The following is an 11123-nucleotide window of genomic DNA, read 5'->3' as shown; positions in this document are numbered from 1 at the left end:
CCTACCGACTGGGCTAATATCCGCCCGTGCACAGTTATCGGGGGGGCACCGGGGGCGGAGCCGGAAAATTCGAATCCAGAAGTTTCGAGAACAAGAATCTCGAGGCGACGGATTTCGAATTGTTGACTGCTCATGTCGAGGGCGATCGGCATGCGTTCCGTGAACTACTGACCAGGCATCAGGATCATCTATGGCACGTTGCCCGGCGTACGAGCTACTCGGACGAGGACGCGGCCGACGCGCTCCAGGAGGGTCTGCTGTCCGCGCATCGCAAGGCGGCGAAGTTCCGCGGCGACGCGGCGGTGCGTAGTTGGCTCCACACCATCGTGGTCAATGCCTGCCTCGACCGGATCCGACGCAACAAATCACGGGCGGCGTTCTCTCTGTCTTCGGAGAACGCGGAGGAACCCCGCGATCACCGCGACTATGCGGCGACAGTGGACATGAGCCTGACCGTCGAACAGGCACTGGCATCGCTGCCGCCTGAGCAGCGTGCTGCCGTCGTCGCCGTCGATGTCGAGGGGTATCCGGTAGCCGAGGCCGCCGAGAGGTTGGGAGTGCCCGTAGGGACCGTGAAGAGTCGCTGCGCCCGCGCGCGCAAGCGTCTTGCCGCCCAGTTGGAGGACTTTCGCGAAGGCGGGAACCATTCGTGAACCGGCCGCGTCCTATCTTGTAAGGGTCCGCATCGACTGCCGAGGGAGGGTTCATGACAGATCCGTCTGTTCGCGTTCCGTCGCCTCCGTTTTCAGAAGACCTACTCGCAGATCTTCACGCCGGGGTTCTCGATTCCGAAACCAGTGCGGCTCTGTGGCCGGTGGTACGCGCAGATCCTGACGCCCATGCATTTGTCACCGCCCTTGACGGCGTCACGGCATCACTCGCGACACTGAACTCGAGCAAGGCCACTCACGAACGGATTCCGAATTCGCTTGCCGAGCGAATCAATTCGGCACTGGATCGACAGTCAGAACAGCTGGAGCCGCCAGCTGAGGCAGCTGTCGTGCCGTTCCGGCGGCGCCCACAAGCGTGGGTTCTCGGTGCCGCAGCAGCCGTGTTGGCGGCCTTCGTGATCGTTGTTATCGGAACCCGAGATTCCGAACCCGCCGAAAGTGTTGTCGCTCAACCGAGCACACCGGCGACGTCTGCTGTCGACGATCCGGATTCGGCGTCTCTGCTCTCACTCGTCGGATCCAAAAACCTTGGACCACTGGATGATCCATCCAAACTTGCCGGATGCCTACGCGCCAACGGCATCGACGAGGGCCGGCCTTTGCTCGGTTCCGGCGAGATTCGCATCGACGGGGCGCCGGCGATAGTCCTACTCTTCACGGGATCGCAGCCGCGTCAGATCACTGCACTGACTGTCGGCATCAACTGCAGCGACGGGAATCCGAATACGTTGTCGGTCAAGAACATCGGCTGACGTCGACGGTCAGCGCGGCGATGCCGCCGGGAGTAAGAGCTCGAGGATTCTTTCGCGTAGCGCATCTGTATCGTCCTCGACCGCTATCAGACTCGAAAACATCGCTGCCCCGGCCGCCAGAACCAGCACGGCCTTGGCATCGAGCAGTGCCGATTCAGGATCTTCGGCGTTCTGAAGGAACAGTTGCGTACTCGGTCCACTGAACCCGCGCCACAATTCGTTGCGCAGGTCGTCGTGGTCGCGCAGGGCCGCCAGCAATCCTGGCGACGCGGCGCGAACCTCGGGACGGGAGAAGAGCTGAGCACTTCCCTCCACCACCCAACGGATCCAGCCGTCGCGATCGGTGCCCTCGAACGGTGTCAGGTCCGGTGTCGCCCCCAGGATCGACCCGAGAACAAGATGTGCCTTCGACGGCCATCGCCGCGACATCGAGGCTCGGCTGACCCCTGCCCGTGCCGCGATCGCCCGGAGACTGAGTTGATCCCAACCGACCTCGAGGAGCATCGCTCGGGTGACCTCGAGGACTGTGTCGTCGATGCGTGGGTCTCGTGGGCGACCTGATCCTGTGGCATTCATCGTGTCGAATTGTCGGACAGATTGGGAGTAGGCGCTATATCGTCATAGTTACGAGTCCACTGGCATCGTAAAGATCAGGCCGCCGCAGGAAGTTGAAAATGACCACAGCGCCCACACCGTCGATATTCGAACCCGCACGTCTCGGCCCTCTGACCTTGCGCAACCGCATCGTCAAAGCTGCAACGTTCGAGGGCGTCATGCCCCGGGGAGCGGTCTCGGACGATCTGATCAACTTCCACGCCGAGGTGGCCCGCGGCGGGGCCGCGATGACCACTGTCGCCTACTGCGCCGTCTCACCAGGTGGACGAGTCCACCGCGACACCCTTGTCATGGACGAGCGCGCGCTGCCGGGACTACGCAGACTGACCGACGCCGTCCACGCCGAAGGCGCACTTGCTGCGGCGCAGATCGGCCACGCGGGACTGGTCGCCAACACGCTCTCCAACAAGACGAAGACTCTGGCGCCGTCGACCCGGCTGAGTCCGCCCGCGATGGGCCTCGTCAAGGGCGCGACACTCGCCGAACTCGACGGTGTCGTCTCCGACTTCGAACGGACCGCTCGCGTCGCCGTGGACGCAGGATTCGACGCCATCGAGGTCCATCTCGGCCACAACTACCTCCTCAGTTCGTTCATGAGCCCCAATCTGAACAAGCGCCACGATCGATACGGTGGCAGCGTCGCCAAGCGCGCCGAGTATCCGCGTCGAGTCGTCGAAGCGGTGCGACGCGCCGCTGGATCCAGCGTGGCGGTCACCGCGAAATTCAACATGTCCGATGGGGTGCCGAAAGGTCTGTGGCTCGACCAGAGCCTGCCGATCGCCCAGATCCTCGAAGCCGACGGCCATCTGGACGCGATGCAATTGACCGGTGGCAGTTCACTTCTCAACGGAATGTACTTCTTCCGCGGTGAGGTCCCACTGGCTGAGTTTGTCGCCTCCCAACCCAAACTCGTCGGGTACGGGCTGAAGTTCTACGGTCCCAAACTCTTTCCGACGTACCCGTTCGAGGAGGGCTTCTTCCTGCCCTTCGCCCGTCAGTTCCGACAGGCGCTGAGGATGCCACTGATCCTGCTCGGCGGCATCAACCGCGTCGACACCATCGAGCACGCACTGGATGAAGGATTCGAATTCGTCGCCATGGCGCGTGCGCTCCTCAGGGACCCACAACTGGTCAACAAATTCCAAGCCGAGAGCGTCGACGAGGGGTTGTGTATCCACTGCAACAAGTGCATGCCCACCATCTACACCGGCACGCGCTGTGTGGTTCGGGACGCGCTTGTGGTTCGGGAGGCACCGCGCCCCGCCCCGTGAGTCCCGCGCTGTGAGCTGCCGGCTGTGAGCCACTTTCCAGCGGAGTGCGGGAACAACACCCCTTATCCTGGTGTTGATCGGTACGGCTCTCCAAGAAGCGGAGGGTCTGCACTCACTATTGGAAGGCTCGCATGACCACCCAGCTGGAAAACACGCCCGCGGTCCATGACGTCATCATTGTCGGTTCCGGACCGGCCGGATACACCGCTGGTGTCTACACCGCGCGCGCTGAGCTCCAGCCCCTGCTGTTCGAGGGAACCCAGTTCGGTGGCGCCCTCATGACCACCACCGAGGTCGAGAACTTCCCCGGATTCCGCGAAGGAATCATGGGCCCCGACCTGATGGAACAGATGCGTGAGCAGGCACTTCGCTTCGATACCGACATCCGCACCGAGGACGTCGAAGAGATCGATCTCAGCGGCCCGATCAAGACGGTCGTCGCGAACGGCGAAACGTACGCCGCGCACGCGATCATCCTCGCCATGGGCGCGGCAGCCCGTTACCTCGGCATTCCCGGTGAAGAACGCCTCCTCGGCCGCGGTGTCAGCGCCTGCGCCACCTGCGACGGCTTCTTCTTCCGTGACCAGGACATCGTCGTGGTCGGCGGCGGCGACTCCGCGATGGAAGAGGCAACCTTCCTGACCCGCTTCGCTCGCTCGGTCACCCTGGTGCACCGCCGCGAGGAATTCCGCGCCTCACGGATCATGCTCGAGCGCGCCAAGGCCAACGAGAAGATCCGCTTCCTGACCAACGCGGAGCCCGTCGAGGTCCTCGGCGAGAACAGCGTCACCGGGCTCGTCGTTCGTGACACCGTCACGGGTGAGACCTCCACACTCGAGATCACCGGCATGTTCGTCGCCATCGGCCACGACCCGCGCAGTGAGCTCGTCAAGGGCCAGGTCGATCTCGACGACGCCGGATACGTGCGCGTCGCTCCCGGTTCCACCGCGACCTCCGTCGACGGCGTCTTCGCTGCCGGTGACCTGGTCGATCACACGTACCGTCAGGCGATCACCGCTGCCGGCACCGGATGCTCCGCAGCAATCGACGCCGAACGCTGGCTGGCCGACCGCGGCGACATCACCGCCAACACGCTCGACGCAGCCGGCCACACGGTCGACGTCGTCGGCGCTCCCTGATTCACCAAGCTGTCGAACCCAACCCTCGAGGAGTAACAGTGTCGAATACCGTCACCATCACCGACGATTCCTTCAAGCAGGACGTCCTGGGCAGCGACAAGCCCGTTCTGGTCGATTTCTGGGCAACCTGGTGCGGCCCGTGCAAGATGGTCGCCCCGGTACTCGAGGAGATCGCCGGCGAGAACAGCGAGAAGCTGACCGTCGCAAAGCTCGACATCGACGCCAACCCGGCGGCCGCCCGCGATTTCCAGGTCATGTCGATCCCGACGATGATCCTGTTCAAGGACGGCAAGCCGATCAAGACGATCGTCGGTGCCAAGGGCAAGGCCGCACTGCTCAAGGACCTCGCAGACGTTCTCTGACGGTTGGATGAGCATCGTGGATTCTCGCAATCCACAGAATTTCTGAGATAATCGATCGATGTGCCTGATCGGGTCTACGACCAGGCACATCGATCGAATTCGTTAACCGATCCGAGAGGCTTTCACGCATGCACAGACTCCGACACGGCGATCACGGCCCGGCCGTCGCCGAGATTCGGGGCACATTGACGAAGCTGGGATACCTCCATCACGGAACTTCCGGTATTCGACGTGAAAGCGCCGACGGTGCCCACTGGGTTGCACCCGACGCCATCTTCGATCATCAACTCGACAGCGCCGTTCGCGCCTTCCAGCAGCAGCGTGGGCTCCTTGTCGACGGCATCGTGGGCCCGGCCACCTATCGGTCACTTCGCGAGGCCTCGTACCGCCTGGGCGCCCGTACGTTGATTTACCAGCTTTCTGCGCCGCTGTACGGCGACGACGTCGCAGCTCTGCAGGCCAAATTGCAGGACCTCGGCTTCTACGCAGGTCGGGTCGACGGTTTCTTCGGCCCGCAGACCCACGAATCTCTCTCGTCTTTCCAGCGTGAAATCGGGATTGCCGCCGACGGTATCTGCGGACCGCAGACACTCCGTTCGCTGGAACTTCTGGGAACCCGCGTCACCGGTGGTTCCCCACATGCGATCAGCGAAGAGGAACTGGTGCGGCGCAAGGGCCCGCAACTGGGCGGCAAGCGCATCGTCATCGATCCAGGCCTCGGTGGTCCGTCCACCGGCACTATCGTCAACGGCATCTCCGAAGCCGACATCCTGTGGGATCTGGCTATGCGCCTCGAGGGGCGGATGGCAGCAACCGGGATGGAAACCTTCCTCTCCCGCCCGCACAACGCCGATCCGAGCGAGGCCGAGCGCGCGCTGACGTCCAACGCATTCGACGCCGATCTGATGATCTCCCTGCGCTGCGACAGCAACTCGAGCCCGTCGGCGAACGGCGTCGCGAGCTTCCACTTCGGAAATTCGCACGGTTCGGTCTCGATGATCGGGCAGGTGTTGACCGGTTTCGTTCAGCGCGAGATCGTTGCGCGAACTCCGTTGCGGGACTGCAGAACTCACGGTCGAACGTGGGAGTTGTTGCGCCTGACCAACATGCCGACGGTACAGATCGATCTCGGCTACCTGTCCAACGCGTCCGACGTTGCGGTACTGACGAATCCGCGGATGCGTGACACCATCGCCGAAGCCATCTTGATCTCGGTCAAGCGGCTGTACCTGCTGGGTCAAGACGATCAGCCGACCGGCACCTTCACCTTCGCCGAGCTTCTCGCAGAAGAACTTTCGGTAGCCGACCGCATTTCGTAGGTCCTGCGGTCGGCACCTGCTCACACTCTGGCGAGTTCGCTGATCTCCACCATCTCGAGAGCTGCGGCCTTCAGTAGACGGTCGAGGGCTTCTTCGACGTCGACTTTCCATTCGTGATCTCGATTGAGTTCGAGACGAAGGCGCGGATAACGATGGTGCGGTGCCACGACCTCGAAACCGTAGTCCTCGAGGAACTCGGCACTGATCATGCATTCTGCGGGTGAACATTCCAGAGTTGCCGTTGCACTGGCCACGTCGGAAGCTGGCCCCAAGTCGCCGCTACGGATACCGAATGCCTCGAGCGCACGAACTCCTCGTCGGACCAGATCTGTCACGACAGCGGCCAGCAGGCTCGGCCCTAGTTCTTCCTCTATGCCCGAGGGCTCGAGGCGAAGGCTTGTCAGAAGCACTGCGTCCGAGCTGACCGGGCTGGTGGGAAACAGTTGCGCGCGCGGGATCATGCGGGGAGGGGCGTACAACGCACTGCCGAGCGGCTTTCCGTCGCGGACGGCGACCTGTCCGCACGAACCCCACTCGAGCATGACCATCGACAGCCAGGCTTCCTTCTCGAATTCCTGATCACAGAATCCTCGGGCGTCGTGAAGCGCGCCCGGGTCCATCTCCCAGAACACGCATCGGCGCGCATGGGCGGAAAGCTGATCGAGGCTGTCGAGTGTGAGAGAGGTGATGACGTGAGTCGACACTGACTAACTCACTCTCCGTAGGTCCCCGAAGCGGTTTTGATGCTCGCCCGCTGCTTTTCTCTTCTCCAGGATAGGCCAGCTACGACAAGTCGGCAGTGGCACGAGAGTTGATCGGCCTAATATATTGCTGTTCAACATCTTTCGTCCCGGTTCAAGATTTCGAGAAGCTCGGACCACCTAGATTTGTCACAGTGACGAAAATAGGTGGTGTGCCCGGTCATCATGATTACGTCACCAAACGGGCATCCGAGTTCTCTACTTGGATTTCTGTGCTTCCATCATTCCGACGATGCGTTGTAGGTCGTCGACCGAGCCGAATTCGACCACAATCTTTCCCTTCCGCTTGCCCAGACTGACAGTCACCCGAGTGTCGAACGAGTCCGACAACCGCTCGGCCACATCCTGCAGACCCGGCATCACGATGGGCTTGCGCTTCTGTGGGGGAGCGATCTCATTATCCGCCCGGTTGGCCAGAGTGACTGCTTCCTCCGTCGCGCGAACAGACATTCCTTCCGCGACGATGCGCGCCGCCATGACCTCCTGAGCGTCGGCACCCGCCTCGAGGGACAGCAGTGCGCGAGCATGGCCGGCCGAAAGTACACCGGCCGCAACGCGACGCTGAACCGCCACCGGCAGCTTCAGCAGACGAATCATGTTGGTCACGACGGGACGCGAACGTCCGATCCGATTGGCCAATTCTTCGTGGGTGACTTCGAACTCCTCGAGCAGCTGCTGATACGCCGCTGCCTCCTCGAGGGGGTTCAACTGAACTCGATGGATGTTCTCGAGGAGCGCGTCGCGCAGCATCGAGTCGTCATCTGTTTCACGAATGATCGCCGGAATCTTCTCCAGCCCGGCTTCCTGGCTCGCGCGCCAGCGACGCTCACCCATGACAAGTTGGTACTTGTCACCGTGACGACGGACCACGATCGGCTGCATCAAGCCGAACTCGCGGATCGAGTGAACCAACTCCGCGAGTGCTTCCTCGTCGAAAACGCTGCGAGGCTGCTTCGGGTTCGTCTCGATCAGGCTCGGTTCGATCTCGAGATAGACCGCGCCGGTCGGCTCGAGTTCGGTCTCCGGCTCAGCTTCCACCGGAGCCTTCGCAGCCGACGCCTTGGTGGCTTTCGGCGTTTTCGGGGCCGCCTTGGTCGGTGGGGGAGGGGAGGGGTTGCGCTTGTCGACGCCGATTACGACGTCCGCTGCAGCCGATCCCAGACCCGGCGCCGTGGCCGGCCCAGTGGGGATGAGAGCAGCCAAGCCGCGGCCCAATCCACCTTTGCGTGCTTGACTCATCTCACTGCTCCTGGGTCGTCGTGGTGGCAGAGCGGGCGGCAAGTTCACGGCCGGCGTCGAGGTAACTCATGGCGCCACGTGAACCCGGGTCGTAGTCGAGAACTGTCATCCCGTATCCGGGAGCCTCGGACACCTTCACGCTGCGCGGAATCACAGCGCGCAGAACGGCCTCACCGAAGTGCTTGCGTACTTCTTCGGCGACCTGGTCGGCCAGCTTGGTGCGCCCGTCGTACATCGTCAGAAGGACGGTGGAGACATGCAGATCCGGGTTGAGATGAGCCTGGACGAGTTCGATGTTGCGGAGCAACTGACCGACCCCCTCGAGGGCGTAGTACTCGCACTGGATCGGGATCAGAACTTCCTTGGCAGCGACCATCGCGTTGACGGTCAGCAGTCCCAGCGAGGGCGGGCAGTCGATGAGGACGAAGTCGACGTCAAGCTCTGCTAGCACCTTGTCGTTGAGCGCGCCTTTGAGTCGATTCTCGCGGGCAACCATGGAGACCAATTCGATCTCGGCGCCCGCCAGATCGATCGTTGCCGGGATGCAGAGAAGGCGCTCACTGTGCGGGCTGGTCTGGATCGCCTCCGGGGCCTTCACTTCGCCTATGAGCAGCTCGTAGCTCGACGGGGTGCCCGAGGTATGGACGACGCCCAGAGCGGTGCTGGCGTTGCCCTGAGGGTCCAAATCGACCACAAGGACAGTGAGCCCTTGAAGAGCGAGCGCCGACGCAAGGTTCACCGTGGTCGTCGTCTTGCCGACGCCACCCTTCTGGTTCGCGATGGTGATCACGCGGCGGAACGCCGGCTTCGGCAGCGTCACCGAATGGGGATGAAGCACTTGGCTCGCTCGATGCGCGGCCGCCCCGATGGGGGTCTCCTCCGAGGAGATCGCCGCGTAGGGGGCGGTGAAATTGTCGTCGTCGTTGACGATCTGATCCGCACCCGCACTCGTGTGCTGCTTCGGTGTTTCACGTGAAACGGCGGATTCAGATCGACCCGACATTGACTGCTCCTTCGATTGGGAATCGATCACTAGGTGCTCTCATCATCTGTACATTGCTCTCGATTGCATGCGTGTAAATCATCAACGCTGGCGGCGCTTCGGGAGACGTTCGGCCTTCACCACAACAGTGGGGGTGCGGAGAATCTTGGCTCCGCATTCGAGTATTTCCAACTTACCTGCGCCCAACTTGGTGAGCGCCGTACGGTCTCGCTCGATCTCCTCGGCGGCGCTCGAACCCTTGAGTGCCAACATCCGGCCGTGCTCGTGAATGAGTGGGAGGGACCAACGTGCGAGCTTCTCGAGAGGCGCCACAGCTCGCGAGGTGACTACATCCGCGCCGCCCGCTTCCTTCACAACACCCGATTCCTCGGCTCGCCCTCGGACAACCAATACGTCCAATCCGTTGGACTCGATGAACTCCGCGAGGTACACCGAGCGTCGAAGCAACGGTTCGACGAGAGTCACCTTCAAGTCCGGGCGGGCGATCGCGAGAGGGATTCCGGGTAGGCCGGCACCGCTTCCTACGTCCACAACCGACTCACCTTCGGCGATCAGTTCACCGATCACTGCGCAATTGAGAAGGTGACGCTCCCATAGTCGGGGAACCTCACGGGGACCAATGAGCCCGCGCTCGACACCATCCGTTGCCAGGGATTGGTAGTACCGTTCCGCGATCTCATATCTGTCACCGAACACTGCGCGCGCAGTCTCTTGTTCGTCCCAGTCAACCGACGCCGCACCATTCTGTTCCACGTGAAACATCCTCCCGCGTAAACCGCGAAATCAACAATCAAGACTGAAATCATTATCCGCTCTGGAGACGACATGTGTTCGCTTCTGCACACCGACTCGCTGTGAGTCTGCCGACTCGTTCATTCTTTGGGAAGTATTCGGCCCAAAATTCAAGCGGGGGAGGGGAGGGGTTCACGTTCCACGTGAAACATTGCGCTGAAAATTCTTCCAATTCTGACGCGTTTCACGTGAAACATAGCCGGGCGATCGAATGCAGATAGGAGCGCAATTCTTAGTATCATCACAGTGACGAAACTGCCATGGGTAGTTACATGGATGGAATTCTGACCCAAAAAGACCAATTTTCGATGAAAAAGTCGTTGCAAAAGATCGCCGACGTCGGACTGCAGAACGGACTCGGTCGGTCTGACGCAATCTGTTGTGCGACGCGGATGAGCTTCGAGTCCAAGTCCCGGACAGCATCGTTATCTCATCGCCGGTTGTTGCGAGCCATACATCCGTCGGCTTGACACTCCTGTTGCGGGACGCCGGAGGCTTGGCATCACAAACCGCGAATCCAAGGAGCTTCGCATCACAGGATGCGCATGGCGAGTTCGCCTTCGATGTGGATACCGGTGTCGGCGGGAAGATCAAAGTCGAGCAGGGGACCTGCCCGATGCGCAGGATGAATTCCTGCGCCTGGACTCGAAAGCGCTGCAGGCTCTGCGCGATTAAGATCCGCGCTTGGTGCAGGAGTTGTTGGACGGCAAAGACTACGACTACCCGTTGGTGCATACCGAACCCGGAACCAACAAGATCATCGCTCACGAGTTCGATCCGGGCACCGCGAAGTCCTTCCACCTCGTACAGCCCGGATCCGCCCTCATGACGAGACCAGCAGCAGGTGTGGGCGCGACGCCGATCGCACACCCCGCGAGTCAACCGAACTCAAGGCGGTCCCATGATTACCCCGACGCGGTCCGCAGTGTATGGACCGGAGCCCGTGTAGGCGATGTCGATTCCGGTTTGCTTGGCAAAGTAGTCGCCGCCGATCTCACCCCGAAGCCCGCAACAACATCATCGACTTTGCGTGGCGACGAAGCCCCTTCGATGTGAGTGGTCCGATTCGTGTGAGGAGCGCGCAAACCTGTTCCCGCACCGGATGCGATCTCGCCGACCTCGATCGCTAGTCCTCGTCCTCGTACTCCGGTTCGGGCTCATCCACCCATGCCTGATACCCCGGACTCGTCAGACGCAAG

The 11123-nt window shown here is 61.8% G+C and carries 12 protein-coding genes; 7 read left to right on the top strand and 5 right to left on the bottom strand.

Annotation, left to right across the window (positions count from 1 at the left end; translation table 11 throughout):
- Positions 1-26 precede the first annotated feature (26 nt).
- Together sigM and ASU23_RS06345 are read left to right on the top strand one after the other, a co-directional pair.
- Positions 27-653 carry an RNA polymerase sigma factor SigM gene (gene sigM, locus ASU23_RS06350; protein ID WP_007729129.1) on the top strand — a complete coding sequence of 209 codons (627 nt, stop codon included), beginning with the start codon at positions 27-29 and terminating at the stop codon, positions 651-653.
- A gap of 53 nt (positions 654-706) precedes the next feature.
- Positions 707-1423, top strand: coding sequence for a hypothetical protein (locus tag ASU23_RS06345; protein ID WP_042451788.1), 717 nt, complete (start codon positions 707-709; stop codon positions 1421-1423).
- 9 nt (positions 1424-1432) lie between these two features.
- Here the strand turns inward: ASU23_RS06345 and ASU23_RS06340 are convergent, their stop codons facing one another.
- A complete protein-coding gene (locus ASU23_RS06340; protein ID WP_003942539.1) occupies positions 1433-1999 on the bottom strand; it encodes a helix-turn-helix domain-containing protein in 567 nt (188 codons plus the stop codon).
- Positions 2000-2097: 98 nt separating this feature from the next.
- On the opposite strand from ASU23_RS06340, the gene nox reads away from it, so the two are divergent.
- From nox to ASU23_RS06320, 4 genes are all read left to right on the top strand, one after another.
- Complete coding sequence (gene nox / locus ASU23_RS06335) at positions 2098-3309, top strand: 4,4'-dithiodibutanoate disulfide reductase (RefSeq protein ID WP_007729131.1); 1212 nt, start codon at positions 2098-2100, stop codon at positions 3307-3309.
- Positions 3310-3440: 131 nt separating this feature from the next.
- On the top strand, positions 3441-4448 hold the full coding sequence (gene trxB, locus ASU23_RS06330) for a thioredoxin-disulfide reductase (protein WP_003942521.1): 1008 nt from the start codon (positions 3441-3443) through the stop codon (positions 4446-4448).
- A gap of 38 nt (positions 4449-4486) precedes the next feature.
- Positions 4487-4810, top strand: a complete 324-nt coding sequence (gene trxA, locus ASU23_RS06325) for a thioredoxin (protein ID WP_003942530.1) — start codon at positions 4487-4489, stop codon at positions 4808-4810.
- 128 nt (positions 4811-4938) lie between these two features.
- Positions 4939-6129 carry an N-acetylmuramoyl-L-alanine amidase gene (locus ASU23_RS06320; RefSeq protein WP_003942558.1) on the top strand — a complete coding sequence of 397 codons (1191 nt, stop codon included), beginning with the start codon at positions 4939-4941 and terminating at the stop codon, positions 6127-6129.
- Between the two features lie 20 nt (positions 6130-6149).
- Here the strand turns inward: ASU23_RS06320 and ASU23_RS06315 are convergent, their stop codons facing one another.
- From ASU23_RS06315 to rsmG, 4 genes are all read right to left on the bottom strand, one after another.
- Complete coding sequence (locus ASU23_RS06315) at positions 6150-6833, bottom strand: hypothetical protein (RefSeq protein ID WP_058037554.1); 684 nt, start codon at positions 6831-6833, stop codon at positions 6150-6152.
- A gap of 255 nt (positions 6834-7088) precedes the next feature.
- Positions 7089-8129: a ParB/RepB/Spo0J family partition protein gene (locus ASU23_RS06310; RefSeq protein WP_054188731.1), complete on the bottom strand. Its 1041-nt coding sequence runs from the start codon at positions 8127-8129 to the stop codon at positions 7089-7091.
- 1 nt (position 8130) lies between these two features.
- A complete protein-coding gene (locus ASU23_RS06305) occupies positions 8131-9132 on the bottom strand; it encodes a ParA family protein (protein ID WP_003942510.1) in 1002 nt (333 codons plus the stop codon).
- Positions 9133-9213: 81 nt separating this feature from the next.
- Positions 9214-9894, bottom strand: a complete 681-nt coding sequence (rsmG, locus tag ASU23_RS06300; RefSeq protein WP_019746204.1) for a 16S rRNA (guanine(527)-N(7))-methyltransferase RsmG — start codon at positions 9892-9894, stop codon at positions 9214-9216.
- Between the two features lie 717 nt (positions 9895-10611).
- Between rsmG and ASU23_RS06295 the strand changes: the two genes are divergently transcribed.
- Positions 10612-10980, top strand: a complete 369-nt coding sequence (locus ASU23_RS06295) for a hypothetical protein (RefSeq protein WP_156423108.1) — start codon at positions 10612-10614, stop codon at positions 10978-10980.
- Positions 10981-11123: the final 143 nt, after the last annotated feature.

The organism is Rhodococcus sp. KB6 (assembly GCF_001445685.1).
GTDB classification, from domain to species: Bacteria; Actinomycetota; Actinomycetes; order Mycobacteriales; family Mycobacteriaceae; genus Rhodococcus_F; species Rhodococcus_F qingshengii.
This window is presented reverse-complemented; position numbering and strand designations above follow the sequence as displayed.

Coding starts and splice junctions, on each gene's coding strand:
- nox (WP_007729131.1), top strand. CDS start 2,098: ATGACCACAGCGCCCACACCGTCGATATTCGAACCCGCACGTCTCGGC.
- trxB (WP_003942521.1), top strand. CDS start 3,441: ATGACCACCCAGCTGGAAAACACGCCCGCGGTCCATGACGTCATCATT.
- ASU23_RS06340 (WP_003942539.1), bottom strand. CDS start 1,999: ATGAATGCCACAGGATCAGGTCGCCCACGAGACCCACGCATCGACGAC.
- ASU23_RS06310 (WP_054188731.1), bottom strand. CDS start 8,129: ATGAGTCAAGCACGCAAAGGTGGATTGGGCCGCGGCTTGGCTGCTCTC.
- ASU23_RS06320 (WP_003942558.1), top strand. CDS start 4,939: ATGCACAGACTCCGACACGGCGATCACGGCCCGGCCGTCGCCGAGATT.
- ASU23_RS06345 (WP_042451788.1), top strand. CDS start 707: ATGACAGATCCGTCTGTTCGCGTTCCGTCGCCTCCGTTTTCAGAAGAC.
- ASU23_RS06305 (WP_003942510.1), bottom strand. CDS start 9,132: ATGTCGGGTCGATCTGAATCCGCCGTTTCACGTGAAACACCGAAGCAG.
- rsmG (WP_019746204.1), bottom strand. CDS start 9,894: ATGTTTCACGTGGAACAGAATGGTGCGGCGTCGGTTGACTGGGACGAA.